This window comes from Streptomyces sp. NPDC111744, assembly GCF_055634995.1.
In genome coordinates this window covers 84,146-100,690 of sequence record NZ_JBVKCG010000025.1, presented here as the reverse complement: position 1 = coordinate 100,690, position 16,545 = coordinate 84,146, and the positions used below count along the sequence as shown (strand labels likewise).

Sequence of the window (16,545 nt, the reverse complement as noted above, 5' to 3'; positions counted from 1 at the left end):
GAGGCACACTGCTGACATGCGCTTCCCGACCGTCTCCCGCCCCCGCAGCCTGGCCGGCCAGCTGTTCGCCGTGCAGGCGGTGCTGATAGCGGTGCTGGTCGCCGGATACGCGCTCTTCACCTACGTCAGCGACCGCCACCAGGCGGAGGAGGCGGCGACCCGGCAGGCGGCGGCGGTGGCACGGTCGGTCGCCGACGCCCCCTCGGTCCGTACGGCGATCCACACGTCCGAGCCGAGCACCCTCCTGCAGCCGTACGCCCTCCAGGTCATGCATGACACCGAGGTCGACTTCATCACGATCATGACCCCGGACGGCATCCGCTGGACCCACCCCGACAAGAACGAGATCGGCAGGCACTACCTGGGCCATATCGAGGCGGCCCGGCACGGCCACACCTTCAGCGAGACCTACAAGGGCACCCTCGGCCCGTCGGTGCGCACGGTGACACCGATCCTGGACAACGGCCGGGTGATCGGTCTGGTGAGCGCCGGCATCAAGGTGGAGGCGATCAGCCAGCGGGTCCAGGAACAGGTGACGGCGCTGCTGGGGGTGGCGGCGGGCGCGCTGGCGCTGGGCGCGATCGGCACGTATGTGATCAACGCGCGGCTCCGACGTCACACGCACGGCATGAACGCCTCGGAGCTGAGCCGGATGCACGACTACCACCAGGCGGCGCTGCACGCGGTCCGCGAGGGCCTGCTGATGCTGGACGGCCAGTTCCGGGTGGCGCTGATCAACGACGGCGGCCGGGAACTGCTGGGGGTGGGCCCGGAGGGGGAGGTCGTGGGCCGCTCGGTGGCCGAGCTGGGCCTGCCGGCACCGCTGACGGGCGCGCTGCTGGCCTCGGAACTCCGGGTGGACGAGGTACATCTGACCGCGGACCGGGTGCTGGTGGTGAACACCTCGCCGGTGTCGGGCGGCGAGCGCCGCGGCACGGTGGTCACCCTCCGCGACGTCACCGAACTACAGGCCCTTACGGGCGAGTTGGACTCGGAGCGGGGCTTCACACAGGCGCTGCGGTCCCAGGCGCACGAGGCGGCGAACCGCCTCCACACCGTCGTCTCCCTGATCGAGCTGGGCCGGGCGGAGGAGGCGGTGGACTTCGCGACGGCGGAACTGGAGCTGGCGCAGGCGCTGACCGACCAGGTGGTGGCGGCGGTCAGCGAACCGGTGCTTGCCGCACTGCTGCTGGGCAAGACGGCCCAGGCGAACGAGCGGGGTGTCGAGCTGGTGGTCTCGGACGAGAGCCGGCTGGATGACGGTTTGCTACCGGAGAGCCTGTCGGCGCGCGATCTGGTCACCGTCCTCGGCAACCTGATCGACAACGCGGTGGACGCGGCCCAGGGGACGGTCCGGGCGCGGGTGACGGTCACCGCGTACGCGGACGATCACGATGCCGAGCTGGTGATGAGGGTGGCGGACACGGGGGCGGGGGTGGACCCCGCACATGCGGAACTGGTCTTCCAGCGCGGCTTCACGACGAAGCCGGCGGGGCCGGCCGGGCGGGGGCTCGGTCTGGCGCTCGTCCGACAGGTGGTCGTACGGCTTGAGGGCACTCTGACCGTGACGGAGGCGCCGGAGGGCGGGGCGGTGTTCGAGGTGCGGTTGCCCTTGCGGGCGTCTGTGGTGGGGGGTGAGGTGTGATGGCCGGGGAACCGATCAGAGTGCTGGTGGTCGAGGACGATCCGGTGGCCGCGGACGCGCATGTGATGTACGTGGGGCGGGTGCCGGGGTTCGTGGCGGTGGGGAAGGCGCACAGCGGTGCGGAGGCGCGGCGCATCCTGGACCGTACGGCGGTGGATCTGCTCCTGCTGGACCTGCACCTGCCGGACGTGCACGGCTTGCAGTTCGCGCGGTCGCTGCGGGCGGCGGGACATCAGGCGGACGTCATAGCGGTGACGTCGGCACGGGATCTGACGGTGGTGCGGGAGGGGGTCTCGCTGGGGGTCGTGCAGTACGTGCTGAAGCCGTTCACCTTCGCGACGCTCCGGGACCGGCTGACCCGGTACGCGGAGTTCCGTGCGGCGGCGGGCGAGGCGAGCGGCCAGGACGAGGTGGACCGGGCGCTGGCCGCACTCCGGGCGCCGTCGTCCCCTGCGGCGCTCCCGAAGGGGTTGAGCGCACCGACGCTGGAGCGGGTGACGGTCGCGTTGCGGGAGGCGGAGGAGGGACTGACCGCGGCGGCGCTGGCGGAGAGCGTGGGGATTTCCCGGATCACGGCGCGACGGTATCTGGAACACCTGGTGGAGGCGGGGCGAGCGGGGCGGAGCCCGTTGTACGGGCAGGTGGGGAGGCCGGAGTTGGTTTACCGGTGGGGGCGGGGGCGCTAGGGGGGCGGGTTGGGCGGCCCAGGTGAGGGCTTGGCGGCTCCGGGGAGCAGCCGTTCGGCATCGCCACCGCGTCCTCGGCCAGGACCGCCCCGAGCCCGACCACCGCAGGCGCCTCCACCACCGACAGCCCGACCAGCAACCCACCACCGTCCCCACCCGCCCAGAACACCACCGGCGCCGTGAGCGGCACCGCGCAGAACGCCGTCAGATCGATCACGGCCTGAATCGTCCTGCGGGTCCGCAGCCGGACGTCGGTCCGGTGATGGGCCGCCCAGCCGAAGGTCGTGAAATCGCCTTCACCGGAGGCCAATTGAGCGATCCGGGGCCCCAACTCGTCCCGCACATGGTGCCCTGGACCGAGACACCCGGTTCAGCAGGTCGGTGAACCAGCTCGTTGCCGCGCTGCCCTGGACTGTCGACGCGAACCGCACCACCCGCCCCGGGATCTCGACCCGTTCGTAGGGGTTGTCGGGGTCGTGATGCGAGAGCGAGACGCCGGGGTTGCGCCGCAGGTTCTCCTCCTTCACGCGGCCGATCGCCGAATACATGGGGGATCCTCGCCTCCTCCCTCCCCCAGCAAACCCCCGCACACTCATTGACCTGACTAGACCACTCCACTTACCTTCACACGGCAAGAGAGACGAACCCCCAGGCCACAGCGCAGTGCGCCCCGAGGAGGTCGTGCCCGTGCGCCCCACCGCCGTCAGCATCGTTGCCCTCGCTCTTGTCACCGCCGCTGCTTCACTCACCGCGTGCAGCAGCGGATCCGGGAGCAGTCCCGACACCGTGAAGGTCTCCTTCAAGCAGTCCATGGACAACTCCGTCAAGGTGACGGACACGTATCTCGCGGACATCAAGAAGCAGTTCGAGAAGGAGTACCCGGGGAAGAAGGTGGAGCTCGTTCCCATCAAGGCCTCGGACGCGGACTACTACACCAAGCTCCAGCAGATGCTGAGGTCCCCGCGAACCGCTCCCGACCTCGTCTACGAGGACACCTTCCTCATCAACTCCGACATCACCAGCGGCTATCTGAAGCCCCTCGACTCCTACCTCGCCAAGTGGAAGGACTGGGGGCAGTTCATCGACACCGCGAAGTCGGCGGCCAGAGGGGAGGACGGGAAGACGTACGGCGTCCCGGACGGCACCGACACCCGCGGCCTCTGGTTCGACAAGCGGGTGTTCAAGAAGGCCGGGCTGCCCACCGACTGGCAGCCCAAAAGCTGGGACGACGTGCTCGCCGCCGCCCGGACCATCAAGGCCAAGGTGCCCGGCGTCACGCCCCTCAACGTCTACACCGGCAAGGCCGCCGGTGAGACCGCCAGCATGCAGGGCTTCGAGATGCTGCTGTACGGCACCAACGACGGGACCGGTGACCCGCTCTACGACAAGACGAGCAAGAAGTGGATCGCCGGGAGTCAGGGGTTCAGGGACGCGTTGTCCTTCGTCGGGACCGTGTACAAGGACAAGCTGGGGCCGGACGTCTCCGACGCTCTGGACCCCAACTACCGGAACACCGTGTGGGGTGAACTCATGCCCCAGGGCAAGCTGGGCATCAACCTCGACGGGTCCTGGCTTCCGCAGAACTGGCTCAAGGGCAGCGGTCACGAGTGGTCCGACTGGTCCAAGCAACTCGGTCTCGCCTACATGCCGACCCAGCACGGCCAGGCGCCCGGCAGGGTGAGCATGTCCGGCGGCTGGACCTGGGCCGTCCCCGCCAAGGCCGGCAACCCCGACCTCGCCTTCGACTTCATCAGGACCATGCAGACCAAGGCGAACGCGGAGAAGTGGTACATCGCCAACTCGGGGATCTCGGTGCGGAAGGACGTCGCGAGTGACCCGTCGTACACGTCCGCTCAGCCAGGCATCAAGTTCTTCACCGATCTCGTCGCCAGTACGCACTACCGGCCCGCCTACACGGCCTACCCGAAGGTCTCCACCGCCATCCAGGACGCCATGGAGAGCGTGACCACCGGTGACGCGTCGGTCGACAAGGCGGCGAGTACCTACGACTCGACGCTCAAGGACGTCACCGACAACCAAGTGGTCACCCGGTGATCACCCGTCGCATCGCCCGCACTCTCCCGCTCACCCCCGCCCTGGTCCTGATCCTCCTCTTCCTCGGCGGGCCCATCGTCTACTGCGCCTACATCGCCTTCACCGACCTCCAGCTCACCGGCCAGGCGCACTCCTCCTTCGTCGGTTTCGCCAACTTCCGTACGGCGTTCGGGGACGACGCCTTCCTGAACGCCGTCTGGCTGACCCTCGTCTTCACCGTGCTGTCCGCGCTCGTCGGGCAGAACACGCTGGGGCTGGCGCTCGCCGCACTGATGCGGCGGGCGTCGAAGCCGGTGCGGACGCTCACCGGCGGGATCGTGATCACGGCGTGGGTGCTGCCGGAGGTCGTCGCCGGGTTTCTGCTGTACGCCTTCTTCCGGCGGGAGGGCACCCTCAACGCCATCCTCGACTTCCTCCATCTCCCGTCCCAGAACTGGCTGTTCACACTGCCGATCCTGGCCGTGTCGTTCGCCAACGTGTGGCGGGGCACCGCCTTCTCGATGCTCGTCTACTCCGCCGCCCTCGACGAGATACCCAACGAGATCGAGGAGTCGGCGGAGGTCGACGGCGCCGGGGGCTGGCGCCGGATGTGGCACATCACGCTGCCGATGATCCGCCGGTCCATCGGGACGAACCTGATGCTCAACACCCTTCAGACGCTCTCCGTCTTCGGGCTGATCTGGGTGATGACCCGGGGCGGGCCCGGTGACAAGAGCCAGACCCTGCCCCTCTTCATGTACGAACAGGCCTTCCAGAACAGCATGATCGGGTACGGGACGGCGGTCGCCCTGCTCCTTCTCCTGGTCGGCTCGCTCTTCTCGGTCGTCTATATGCGGTTGTTGCGTACGGAGGTGTGAACAAGACTGATGCCTCGCAATCGCCGGCGCTCCCGCCGCCTCGCCGCCGACCTCGGACTCCTCGTCGTGGCCGCCGCCTTCGTGCTGCCGCTCGCCTGGGTGCTGCTCTCCGCCGTCGATCCGCACGCCGATCTCCGGGTGAGGATCCCGGACGGGTTCACCTTCGCCAACTTCGACGCGATCCTCACCCCCGACATCACCTACACCCCGCTCCTCAACAGCCTGATCCTCTGCGGCGGCGCCACCGCGCTCACCGTCGTCTGCGCCGCCCTCGCCGCCTACCCGCTCTCCCGCTACCGCTCCCGGCTCAACCGGCCGTTCCTGCTCTCCGTCCTCTTCGCGACCAGCCTGCCGATCACCGCGATCATGGTGCCGGTGTACGCGCTGTTCGTACGGATCAACCTCATCGACACCCTGCAGGGCACCATCCTGTTCTTCGCCGCCTCCCAGCTCCCCTTCGCCATCTGGCTGATGAAGAACTTCATGGACGGCGTACCGAAGGAGCTGGAGGAGGCCGCCTGGACGGACGGCGCCGGTTCGTTCCAGTCGCTGGTCCGGATCGTGCTGCCGCTGATGGGGCCGGGGCTCGCCGTCGTCACCGTCTTCGCCTTCGTGATGATGTGGGGCAACTTCTTCGTCCCCTTCATGCTGCTGCTCTCGCCGGACCAGATGCCCGCCTCGGTCAGCATCAACGACTTCTTCGGCAACCGTGGCATGGTCGCCTACGGCCAGCTCGCCGCGTTCTCCGTCATCTACTCGACGCCGGTGATCCTGCTGTACGTCCTGGTGGCGCGGCGGCTGGGCGGCGGGTTCGCGCTGGGCGGCGCCGTCAAGGGGTGAGGCGGGGTCGTCAAGGAGTGCGGCGACGCCGTCAAGGGACGCACAGGTCGGCCGTACGGTCGAATCCGTACGTTCGCACAATCCGTGTTCCTGGCCGAACAGACCGTAGTCACTGCCCTCGCGTGCCCTTACCTTGTGCGCTGTGCGCCGACCCCCAGCTCTGCCGAACCAGCCAGGTCCCCCCTTCAACGCCCCCGCCGCCCGCAGACTCCGTGCCGCTCTCGGTATGGGCCCCGAGCACGTGGCCCACCATCTGCGCGCCTCGTACGGGCTGCCGTACGCCACCCCCGATCTCGTCCTCGCCTGGGAGCGCGGGGCACTTGTCCCCAGCAGTCCCGAACTCACCGCGCTCTCGGGCGTGTTGTGGTGCTCCCCGGGCGAACTGATCGGCCGGCCGCGGACCCTGCGCGAGCACCGCGTCGCCCGCGGGCTGGCACCCGAGGACGTGGCGATGGCCGTGGGTCTCGAACTCCTCGTCTACCTGGCCATGGAGGAGGACGAGCAGTGGCAGGGCACGGAACGCCAGTCCGCCGCCCTCGCCGACCTGCTCAGGCTCTCCCTGCCGGACTACATCACCGTCACCGGCCGCGAGGAGAAACTGGCCGAACTGCTGCGCAGCGCGGTCACCACCCGCTGGCAGGGCTATGTCCGCCCGGTGACCAAGGTGGTCCCCCTGGACAGACGGGTGGTCGAGAACGTCCTGCGGGGGTTGCACGAGGACTACCAGGGCCAGATGACGGCCACCCTGGCCTGGGGCAACACGAGCACGACGGCGGAGGACGCCAAGGAGCGGGGCGAGGACTTCCTGACCGGGATAGTGCCCCGGTTCTGGAACGGGGTGGAGGAGGGTGCTTCCTGATCGCCCCGGCCGGACGCGCCCCCTAGAACACCGATTCCGCCTCGTCCATCCGGTCCTTGGGAACCGTCTTCAACTCGGTCACCGCCTCGGCCAGCGGCACCATCAGGATGTCCGTCCCCCGCAGCGCCGTCATCTTGCCGAACTCGCCCTGGTGCGCCGCCTCCACGGCGTGCCACCCGAACCGCGTCGCGAGGACACGGTCGTACGCCGTCGGCGTGCCGCCCCGCTGGATGTGCCCGAGGATGACCGGCTTGGCCTCCTTGCCGAGCCGTCGCTCCAGCTCGTACGCCAGGGCCGTACCGATGCCCTGGAAGCGCTCGTGGCCGTACTGGTCGATCGCGCCCTTGCCGTAGTCCATCGAGCCCTCGGCGGGATGCGCTCCCTCGGCCACGCACACCACGGCGAACTTCTTGCCGCGGGCGAACCGCTCCTCGACCATCTTGACCAGGTCGGCCGGGTCGAAGGGCCGCTCGGGGAGGCAGATGCCGTGCGCACCGGCCGCCATCCCGGACTCCAGGGCGATCCACCCGGCGTGCCGGCCCATGACCTCGACGACCATCACCCGCTGGTGGGACTCGGCGGTGGTCTTCAGCCGGTCCATCGCCTCCGTGGCGACGCCCACCGCCGTGTCGAAGCCGAACGTGCGGTCGGTCGAGGAGATGTCGTTGTCGATGGTCTTCGGGACGCCCACGACCGGCAGGCCGGCGTCGGACAGCATCCGCGCCGCCGTCAGCGTGCCCTCGCCGCCGATCGGGATCAGCGCGTCGATGCCGAACTCCTCGACCATGTCGGTGGCCCGCTCGCACGCTTCGCGCAGCCGGTCCCGCTCCAGGCGCGACGAGCCCAGGATCGTGCCGCCGCGGGCGAGGATGCCGCTGACGGCGTCCAGGTCGAGGGAGCGGTAGTGGCCGTCGAGCAGACCCCGGAAGCCGTCCTCGAAACCGATGACCTCGTCGCCGTACTGTGCGACTGCCCGGTGTACCACCGATCGGATGACGGCGTTCAGGCCGGGGCAGTCGCCGCCTGCGGTGAGAACTCCGATGCGCATGGTGGTGTGTCTCCTGCTCGCTGTCGTTACCGGTGAGCCGATCCGATTGTTTCATGCCGGGCGGGCGGGTGAAGTCCTGACGGGCGCCTTATCCGGCGCCGGGGGTACTGTCAAGAGGGTTCTGCTCACCTCGGTGGGCGATTTTTATGACACGGCGAAGACGGAACGGGGTGCACACGTGACGCGCAGCGTGTACGTGACCGGGATCGACCGCGGCGACGGACGCCAGGTCGTGGAGCTGGGGATGATGGAGCTCCTGACCCGGCAGGTCGACCGGGTCGGCGTCTTCCGCCCCCTCGTCCACGACGGCCCCGACCGGCTGTTCGAGCTGCTGCGTGCGCGGTACCGCCTCTCCCAGGACCCGGGGACCGTCTACGGCATGGACTACCACGAGGCGTCCGCCCTCCAGGCGGAGCAGGGCGCCGACGAACTGGTCTCCACCCTCGTCGACCGCTTCCACCTGGTCGCCCGCGCCTACGACGTCGTCCTCGTCCTCGGCACCGACTTCGCCGACACCCAGTTCCCTGACGAGCTGTCCCTCAACGCCCGGCTCGCCAACGAGTTCGGCGCCTCCGTGATCCCGGTGGTCGGCGGCCGCGACCAGAGCGCCGAGTCGGTGCTCGCGGAGACCCGGAACGCGTTCCGGGCGTACGACGGTCTCGGCTGTGACGTACTGGCCATGGTCGCCAACCGGGTCGCCCGCGAGGACCGCGACGAGATAGCCGACCGGATCACCAACCGGCTGCCGGTGCCGACGTACGTGCTGCCGGACGAGCCCGCGCTGTCCGCGCCGACGGTCGCCCAGATCACCCACGCGCTCGGCGCCAAGGTGCTGCTCGGCGACGACTCGGGCCTCGCCCGGGACGCGCTGGACTTCGTCTTCGGCGGTGCGATGCTGCCGAACTTCCTGAACGCCCTGACCCCCGGCTGCCTGGTGGTGACCCCCGGCGACCGCGCCGACCTGGTCGTCGGCTCGCTGGCCGCGCACAGCGCCGGCACGCCGCCGATAGCCGGCGTGCTGCTCACCCTCAACGAGCGGCCGACCGACGAGATCCTCACCCTCGCCGCCCGGCTCGCCCCGGGCACCCCGGTCCTCTCGGTGCCGGGCAACAGCTTCCCGACCGCCGCCCAGCTGTTCTCCCTGGAGGGCAAGCTGAACGCGGCCACCCCGCGCAAGGCGGAGACCGCGCTCGGTCTGTTCGAGCGGTATGTCGACACCGCCGGCCTCAACAAGCGGGTCTCGGCACCGAGCAGCGGCCGGCTCACCCCGATGATGTTCGAGCACAAGCTGCTCGAACAGGCGCGTAAGGACAAACGGCGGGTCGTCCTGCCGGAGGGCACCGAGACGCGGGTGCTGCACGCGGCCGAGGTGCTGCTGCGCCGGGGCGTCTGCGATCTGACCCTGCTCGGCCCGGTCGACCAGATCCGCAAGAAGGCCGCCGACCTCGGTATCGACCTCGGCGACGCCCAGCTGATCGACCCGGCCACCTCCGAACTGCGCGACACCTTCGCCGAGCAGTACGCCCTGCTCCGCGCCCACAAGGGCGTGACGGTGGAGCTGGCGTACGACGTGGTCAGCGACGTCAACTACTTCGGCACCCTGATGGTCCAGGAGGGGCTGGCGGACGGCATGGTCTCCGGGTCCGTGCACTCCACGGCGGCGACCATCCGGCCGGCCTTCGAGATCATAAGAACAAGGGGGGCCGCGCAAAGCGCGTCGGATAGGGCGGTGGCGGGCGACGGGAGAGCGAAGCCGGAGTCCTCCATCGTCTCGTCCGTGTTCTTCATGTGCCTCGCCGACAAGGTGCTGGTCTACGGCGACTGCGCGGTCAACCCGGACCCCGACGCCGAGCAGCTCGCCGACATCGCCATCCAGTCGGCCGCGACCGCCGCCCAGTTCGGGGTGGAGCCGCGGATCGCGATGCTGTCGTACTCCACGGGTACGTCGGGTTCGGGGGCGGACGTCGACAAGGTGCGGGAGGCGACCGAGCTGGCGCGCTCACGCAGGCCCGACCTGAAGATCGAGGGGCCGATCCAGTACGACGCGGCCGTCGAGCCGAGCGTCGCGGCGACCAAGCTGCCGGGCTCCGAGGTCGCCGGACAGGCCAGCGTGCTGATCTTCCCGGATCTCAACACCGGCAACAACACCTACAAGGCCGTGCAGCGGTCGGCCGGCGCGATCGCCGTCGGACCGGTGCTCCAGGGGCTGCGCAAGCCCGTCAACGACCTGTCCAGGGGCGCCCTCGTCCAGGACATCGTCACGACCGTCGCCATCACGGCGATCCAGGCCCAGACCCTCGATTCCTCCTACGATCCCTCCAACGAGAAGGCGTCCGCCCAGTGAGTCCCACCCGTGTCCTCGTCCTCAACTCCGGCTCCTCCTCGGTGAAGTACCAGCTGCTGGACATGCGGGACAGCAGTCGGCTGGCGGTGGGTCTCGTCGAGCGGATCGGCGAGCAGACCTCGCGGCTCAGCCACAGCTGCCTCGCCACCGGCGAGACCCGTGAGCACACCGGGCCGATCGCCGACCACGAGGCCGCTCTGAAGGCCGTGGCGGAAGAGTTGTCCGGGGACGGGCTGGGGCTCGACTCCCCGGAGCTGGCGGCGATCGGGCACCGGGTGGTGCACGGCGGGATGTTCTTCACCGAGCCGACCGTGATCGACGACGAGGTGCTCACCGAGATCGAGCGGCTGATCCCGGTCGCCCCGCTGCACAACCCGGCCAACCTGACCGGCATCCGTACCGCGCAGGCGCTGCGCCCGGATCTGCCGCAGGTCGCCGTCTTCGACACGGCGTTCCACACGGCCATGCCGGAGTCGGCGGCCCGCTACGCGATCGACCCGAAGATCGCCGACCGGCACCGCATCCGCCGCTACGGCTTCCACGGCACCTCACACGCCTATGTCTCCCGGGCGACCGCGAGGCTGCTGGGAAAGACACCTGAAGAGGTGAACGTCATCGTGCTGCATCTCGGCAACGGGGCGTCCGCCTCGGCGGTCGAGGGCGGCCGGTGCGTGGACACCTCCATGGGTCTGACGCCTTTGGAGGGGCTGGTGATGGGCACGCGTTCCGGTGATCTGGATCCCGCCGTCATTTTCCATTTGGCGCGTGTTGGCGGAATGTCCATGGATGAGATCGACACTCTTCTCAACAAGAGGAGCGGTCTGTTCGGACTGTGCGGTGACAACGACATGCGGGAGATCCGGCGGCGGATCGACGAGGGCGACGAACAGGCGAAGCTCGCCTTCGACATCTACATTCACCGTCTGAAGAAGTACATCGGCGCCTACTACGCGGTGCTCGGCCGGGTGGACGCCGTGGCGTTCACGGCGGGGGTCGGCGAGAACGCGGCGCCCGTGCGGGAGGCGGCCGTTGCCGGGCTCGAGGGGCTGGGGCTGGCCGTCGAGCCGGGGCTGAACGCCGTACGGGCGGACGAGCCGCGGCTGATATCACCGGCGGATGCGCGCGTCGCCGTCGCCGTGGTGCCGACGGATGAGGAACTGGAGATCGCCACCCAGACGTACGCGCTGGTCGGCTCCGCCAGAAATAACAGCTGAGCATATCGGCGCCCATTTGTATCTTCCGCCAGACGGAATATTCCGTAGCGAAACAAACCGATAGGATCGCCCCATGCGCCGTTCGAAAATCGTATGTACTCTCGGCCCCGCGGTCGACACCCACGAGATGCTCGTCGCCATGATCGAGTCCGGCATGAACGTGGCCCGGTTCAATTTCAGCCACGGCTCGCACGCCGAGCACCAGGGGCGGTACGACCGGGTCCGGGCCGCCGCCAAGGAGACCGGCCGGGCCATCGGCGTCCTCGCCGACCTGCAGGGCCCGAAGATCCGTCTGGAGACCTTCGCCGAGGGCCCGGTGGAGCTGGAGCGCGGTGACGAGTTCATCATCACCACCGAGGACGTCCCGGGCGACAAGCACATCTGCGGTACCACCTACAAGGGCCTGCCGGGCGATGTCTCGCGCGGCGACCAGATCCTCATCAACGACGGCAACGTCGAGCTGAAGGTGCTGGACGTCGAGGGCTCGCGGGTGAAGACGATCGTCATCGAGGGCGGTGTCGTCTCCGACCACAAGGGCATCAACCTGCCCGGCACGGCCGTCAACGTGCCCGCGCTGAGCGAGAAGGACGTCGAGGACCTGCGGTTCGCGCTGCGCATGGGCTGCGACCTGGTCGCCCTGTCCTTCGTCCGGGACGCCAAGGACGTCCACGACGTCCACCGGATCATGGACGAGGAGGGCCGCCGGGTCCCCGTCATCGCCAAGGTGGAGAAGCCGCAGGCGGTGCAGAACATGGAGGACGTCGTGATGGCGTTCGACGGTGTGATGGTCGCCCGCGGTGACCTCGCCGTCGAGTACCCGCTGGAGCGGGTCCCCATGGTGCAGAAGCGCCTGATCGAGCTGTGCCGGCGCAACGCCAAGCCGGTGATCGTGGCGACCCAGATGATGGAGTCGATGATCACCAACTCCCGTCCGACCCGCGCCGAGGCCTCCGACGTGGCCAACGCGATCCTGGACGGCGCGGACGCGGTCATGCTGTCGGCGGAGTCCTCCGTCGGCGCCTACCCGGTGGAGACCGTCAAGACGATGTCGAAGATCGTCGTCGCGGCGGAGGAGGAGCTGCTGAGCAAGGGCCTGCAGCCCCTCGTCCCCGGCAAGAAGCCGCGCACGCAGGGCGGTTCGGTGGCCCGTGCGGCCTGCGAGATCGCCGACTTCCTCGGCGGCCGCGGCCTGGTCGCCTTCACCCAGTCCGGCGACACCGCCCGCCGGCTGTCCCGCTACCGCGCCCAGCAGCCGATCGTCGCCTTCACCACCGACGAGAACACCCGCAACCAGCTCACCCTCAGCTGGGGCGTGGAGTCGCACGTGGTGCCGTTCGTGAACAGCACGGACGAGATGGTCGACATGGTCGACCAGGAACTCGCCAAGATCAACCGCTTCAACCCGGGCGACACGGTCATCATCACGGCCGGCTCGCCCCCCGGCGTCCCGGGCACGACGAACATGCTCCGGGTCCACCACATCGGCGGCACCGGCAAGTGACGGCCCGCTGAGGGGACTTGCAGGGCACTGAGGGCGCTCCCCGGGAGAGGGGGCGCCCTCGGTTCTTCGCCGTCGAATCACGCGGGCGGTACTCCGACCGTCTCCCGCAACCACGCGTTGTCGCGCAGCTCCGGATGGGCGGTGGTGATCAGCCGGAATGCTTCGGCCCTTGCCCGGTCGGTGAGCTGCCGCAGCTCGGCCCAGGTCAGCTCCACTACAAAGTGATCATCTCTTCTCTCTGCTCCTACCAGACATTCTGGGGCTGTGCGCTGGCGCTTTGTTTCGCCTTTTGACTCAGCCACCGCCTCCCCGGCAGGCATGAAACAAGGCTGTGCCCCGCCGAGTTGAAATTCGGCGGGGCACAGCCCCCTTCGCGGCTCCCGAACGGGTCTGTGGTGACGCTCAGCTGGTTCCGTCGGTGGTGTACACGTGCATCCCGGGCACGTGCAGGGTGCCGCCGAACTGGGCTGCCTGGACGACCTTCACGTTGGTGAAGTAGATCAGCGGGATGTTCAGCGGCGGCGGGCTGTCCGGCGTGAACGTGATCGGGATCAGACCGAACAGGTTCCCCGATATCGACTCCGTGTACATCGTGGTGTCGCCGTTGCGGATCGTGGACGTCGAACCGGAGGCCGCCTGCACGTGGTAGGTCTTACCGATGGTCGTGTCCTTGACCGTCTGGTGCAGGTCGCCGATGTCGGTGCCGCCGGAGATGACGTACTTCAGCACCTTCTTCGTCTTGCCGCTGGCCGTCTTCACCTCCACGACACCCTGGTAGTCGGCGCTCTTCAGCAGCAGCGAGCTGGCGCTCAGGTACCAGGGGTCGTCCGCCACCGCCACCTTGTTGTCGACACCGCTCACGGCCTCGGTGGCGACCTTGCAGTCGTCGGCCGACGTGCTGGAGCTCGCGGACGGGCTCGGCGAGGCGGTGGAGGTGGCGACGTCGGCCGCCTTGGTGGCGTCCTTGGTGACCTCGCCTGCCGCCTTGGTCGCCGTGCCGGTGGTGTCCTTCACGGTGTCCGTGACCTTCTTGACGGTCTTGGACACGGCGTCGGAGCCGCTGTCCTTGCCCGACGAGGAGGACGACGAAGACGAGTCGGCGGACGCCGAGGCCGACGGCGTGGGAGTAGCGCTCGCGGTGGAGTCCGACGAGGACGAACTCGTGGTGCTGCCGCCGCCGAGAATGCCGGTGATGGCGTCCCCGATGGAGCCCAGCAGGCCGCCACCGCTGCTGCTTGCGGAGGTGGACGGCGAAGGGGTGGCCGTGCCGCCGGAGCCGGACGAACCCGATGAGGAGCTCGAATCACCCGACGACGAGGACGACTTGGACGCGGACGGCGTCGGCGTGGCCGTGTCGTCGGAACCTGAATCCGACGAGGAGGACTTGCCCGAGGACTTGCCCGAGCCAGACGACGACGTCGAGTCCTTGGCGCCGGCCGACCCCGTGGGCGACGGCGTGGCCGAGTCCGTGGCCTTGTCGCTCGCGCTCGCCGAGGCGGAGGGCGAGGCGGAGTCCAGGGCAGAGACGCAGTTCTTGTACTCGTCGGCCTTCTGGCTGTTCGACGCCGACGGCGTACCGTTCGTGTCGGCGATCGCGAGCGTCGACGTGAACCCCATGCCCATGATCACGGCCGTCGGCATCGCCACGGAGGCTATCGCCTTGCCCGCCGGCATGTGGAACCTGGTGAACAGTGGCTTCTTGGGTGCCGCGTGGCGCGGCCCGGTTCTCACACGGGACTCGTCCACATCAGTCCCGTGGGTCACCTCGTCAGCCGGCACTGTGCCTCCCGTTCGCCCCGTCCAGCGGGCTCGTTCCTGACAGGTCATTCGCCTCGCCCACGCCGTTCGCGCCCGTGAAGTAGGTGGCCCCGTCGTCGCTGGCCTCCCCGGCCGGGGGGGCGTCGCCCTCCGGCTGCGCAGTGGCACCCGGCGCCCAGGCCACGGCCATCGCTCCGCCGATCAGGGCGAACAGGAAGCCCATGACAAAGCCGCCGAAGTTGGACACGGGGAGGGACACCAGCGCCAGCAGGATCGCGGCGACTCCCGCGAACGTGCGGATGTGCTTCTGGAACCAGACGCTGACGCCCAGGACGACGAGCAGCACGCCGATGATCAGGGATCCGGCACCCGCGGTGGTCGCCATCGCCACCGTGAGGTTGCCGATCTGGAGATGCGCGTACGGGAAGTACATGATCGGGAAACCGGCGATCAGGATGTACAGACCGGCCCAGAACGGCCGCGTGCCCCGCCAGGAGCGGAACTGCAGCCTCCGGCGGCTGAACTGGCCGGGTGCGGCAGGAGTCTCGGCGCTCATGGAAAACAGCTCCCTGGTGCGGCGTTGCTGTGGTGGTGGTGCTGTGTGATGCGGTGGTGATGCCTTGTACCGCTCGTGAAGACCGTGGGAAGAAGGTGGAGGGCGGGGGTGCCGTCGGCTCCCCCGCCCGTCACGGGGTGCTTAGTAGCACTCCGCACCCTTCGTCGAGATCGACATGTGCAGATCGCTCAGCTTGAAGGTTCCGGCAGTGGTGGCCCACGCCGTCTGCTTCACGCCGGACAGCGAGGCGTGGTCCGCCTCCTGCGCGAACCCGTTCGGGTTCGTCTGCTTGTTGGCGACCTCGCCCGACTTGATGCCGGGACCCTTGGTCGAACTGCCGGCCGCGACACCGATGTTGATGTTGGTGAACGTCGCGTCGGCGCTCAGGTCGTCCAGGTCGATGTACAGCTTGCTGGCCTCGACAGGCTTCTTGCTGTCGGTGCCCGCATGCAGGATCAGGCTGACGTTCCCGAAGATCGGGACGTTCGGGGTGACCACGGACTGGCACAGGTTGGTGATGGTCGCGGTGTTGAACGCCGAGACCGCCACCGGGTGGATCGTCTTGTCACCCGCGAGGGTGACACCCGAGTCAACGGCACCGTACTGGACGAAGCCGTCGCCTTCGAGCTGGTCGGCCGTGACCTTGAACTGCTGGCCCGACACACTGAACGACGCGGCGAGAGCGCCCTGCGCGAGGGCGACACCTATACACGCCGTGGCGGCGACGCTGGGCACCATGACCACAGCGAACCGCTTCCATCTGGTCCCGCCACGCACCTGGGACTCCATATTTCCTCCTTCTCGGACGTACATCTCCTGGCCCGGAATCGCCCCCAACGGCGGCTCGGCCGGGCAGGGATGGGAGAAGTGCTACGTCCTCGGAAGGGGAGCGCCCGCACTCGGAGGCACGAACGGCACCTCGATCACCGGCGATCACCCCCGAGCGACAACCACTGGTCGCGCCTGACACGCATCACGCACAACCTTGCTGGACAGGCTTCACCTCACGGCGAAGACCCCCCTGCCCAAGAGCCGGCGTCACTGCCGCCGACTCTGCTCGGTGGGGACCCAGATGAGCCCGCGGACCCGACCGGCTGTCGGGGTACGGCAATGGACCGAGCGTCGCCGATCGTGGTGCATTCTCGCCGCCCGCACAAGGGGCTTCGTTACTGGGTAGTAACG

The 16,545-nt window shown here is 68.8% G+C and carries 14 protein-coding genes and 1 pseudogene; 9 read left to right on the top strand and 6 right to left on the bottom strand.

Annotated features, from left to right (window positions below; translation table 11 throughout):
• Nucleotides 1-16 precede the first annotated feature (16 nt).
• Both ACZ7OO_RS36825 and ACZ7OO_RS36820 read left to right on the top strand, forming a co-directional pair.
• Nucleotides 17-1,645 carry a sensor histidine kinase gene (locus ACZ7OO_RS36825; protein ID WP_471511782.1) on the top strand — a complete coding sequence of 543 codons (1,629 nt, stop codon included), beginning with the start codon at nt 17-19 and terminating at the stop codon, nt 1,643-1,645.
• A complete protein-coding gene (locus tag ACZ7OO_RS36820; protein ID WP_471511780.1) occupies nt 1,645-2,331 on the top strand; it encodes a response regulator in 687 nt (228 codons plus the stop codon). The genes ACZ7OO_RS36825 and ACZ7OO_RS36820 overlap by 1 nt, the downstream gene beginning before the upstream one ends.
• Nucleotides 2,332-2,726: 395 nt before the next feature.
• Here the strand turns inward: ACZ7OO_RS36820 and ACZ7OO_RS36815 are convergent.
• Nucleotides 2,727-2,873 (bottom strand): annotated as a pseudogene (locus ACZ7OO_RS36815) (PPOX class F420-dependent oxidoreductase); the annotation flags it as partial.
• Nucleotides 2,874-3,018: 145 nt separating this feature from the next.
• On the opposite strand from ACZ7OO_RS36815, the gene ACZ7OO_RS36810 reads away from it, so the two are divergent.
• From ACZ7OO_RS36810 to ACZ7OO_RS36795, 4 genes are all read left to right on the top strand, one after another.
• Nucleotides 3,019-4,386 carry an extracellular solute-binding protein gene (locus ACZ7OO_RS36810; RefSeq protein ID WP_471511778.1) on the top strand — a complete coding sequence of 456 codons (1,368 nt, stop codon included), beginning with the start codon at nt 3,019-3,021 and terminating at the stop codon, nt 4,384-4,386.
• Nucleotides 4,383-5,243, top strand: coding sequence for a carbohydrate ABC transporter permease (locus ACZ7OO_RS36805; RefSeq protein ID WP_352224649.1), 861 nt, complete (start codon nt 4,383-4,385; stop codon nt 5,241-5,243). The genes ACZ7OO_RS36810 and ACZ7OO_RS36805 overlap by 4 nt, the downstream gene beginning before the upstream one ends.
• A 9-nt stretch (nt 5,244-5,252) precedes the next feature.
• Nucleotides 5,253-6,083 (top strand): carbohydrate ABC transporter permease, encoded by an 831-nt coding sequence (locus ACZ7OO_RS36800; protein ID WP_471511775.1) that lies wholly within the window; start codon nt 5,253-5,255, stop codon nt 6,081-6,083.
• Between the two features lie 142 nt (nt 6,084-6,225).
• Nucleotides 6,226-6,942: an XRE family transcriptional regulator gene (locus tag ACZ7OO_RS36795; RefSeq protein WP_471511773.1), complete on the top strand. Its 717-nt coding sequence runs from the start codon at nt 6,226-6,228 to the stop codon at nt 6,940-6,942.
• 22 nt (nt 6,943-6,964) lie between these two features.
• Here the strand turns inward: ACZ7OO_RS36795 and ACZ7OO_RS36790 are convergent, their stop codons facing one another.
• On the bottom strand, nt 6,965-7,990 hold the full coding sequence (locus tag ACZ7OO_RS36790; protein WP_471511771.1) for an ATP-dependent 6-phosphofructokinase: 1,026 nt from the start codon (nt 7,988-7,990) through the stop codon (nt 6,965-6,967).
• Between the two features lie 178 nt (nt 7,991-8,168).
• Between ACZ7OO_RS36790 and pta the strand changes: the two genes are divergently transcribed.
• The 3 genes from pta (at nt 8,169) to pyk (ending at nt 13,049) form a co-directional block, all read left to right on the top strand.
• Complete coding sequence (gene pta, locus ACZ7OO_RS36785) at nt 8,169-10,334, top strand: phosphate acetyltransferase (RefSeq protein WP_471511769.1); 2,166 nt, start codon at nt 8,169-8,171, stop codon at nt 10,332-10,334.
• Nucleotides 10,331-11,548 carry an acetate kinase gene (locus ACZ7OO_RS36780; RefSeq protein ID WP_471511767.1) on the top strand — a complete coding sequence of 406 codons (1,218 nt, stop codon included), beginning with the start codon at nt 10,331-10,333 and terminating at the stop codon, nt 11,546-11,548. The genes pta and ACZ7OO_RS36780 overlap by 4 nt, the downstream gene beginning before the upstream one ends.
• 73 nt (nt 11,549-11,621) lie before the next feature.
• The gene (gene pyk, locus ACZ7OO_RS36775; protein ID WP_471511765.1) at nt 11,622-13,049 is read left to right on the top strand and encodes a pyruvate kinase; all 1,428 of its coding nucleotides are present in this window, start codon (nt 11,622-11,624) and stop codon (nt 13,047-13,049) included.
• A gap of 77 nt (nt 13,050-13,126) precedes the next feature.
• On the opposite strand, the gene ACZ7OO_RS36770 is transcribed toward pyk, so the two are convergent.
• The 4 genes from ACZ7OO_RS36770 to ACZ7OO_RS36755 all read right to left on the bottom strand — a co-directional run bounded on the left by ACZ7OO_RS36770 (nt 13,127) and on the right by ACZ7OO_RS36755 (nt 16,152).
• Nucleotides 13,127-13,264: a hypothetical protein gene (locus tag ACZ7OO_RS36770; RefSeq protein ID WP_471511763.1), complete on the bottom strand. Its 138-nt coding sequence runs from the start codon at nt 13,262-13,264 to the stop codon at nt 13,127-13,129.
• A gap of 187 nt (nt 13,265-13,451) precedes the next feature.
• Entirely contained in the window at nt 13,452-14,828 is a 1,377-nt protein-coding gene (locus ACZ7OO_RS36765) for a hypothetical protein (protein WP_471511761.1), read from the bottom strand.
• A complete protein-coding gene (locus ACZ7OO_RS36760; RefSeq protein WP_471511760.1) occupies nt 14,818-15,363 on the bottom strand; it encodes a DUF6114 domain-containing protein in 546 nt (181 codons plus the stop codon). The genes ACZ7OO_RS36765 and ACZ7OO_RS36760 overlap by 11 nt, the downstream gene beginning before the upstream one ends.
• Before the next feature lie 141 nt (nt 15,364-15,504).
• The gene (locus ACZ7OO_RS36755) at nt 15,505-16,152 is read right to left on the bottom strand and encodes a DUF6230 family protein (protein ID WP_471511758.1); all 648 of its coding nucleotides are present in this window, start codon (nt 16,150-16,152) and stop codon (nt 15,505-15,507) included.
• Nucleotides 16,153-16,545 lie beyond the last annotated feature (393 nt).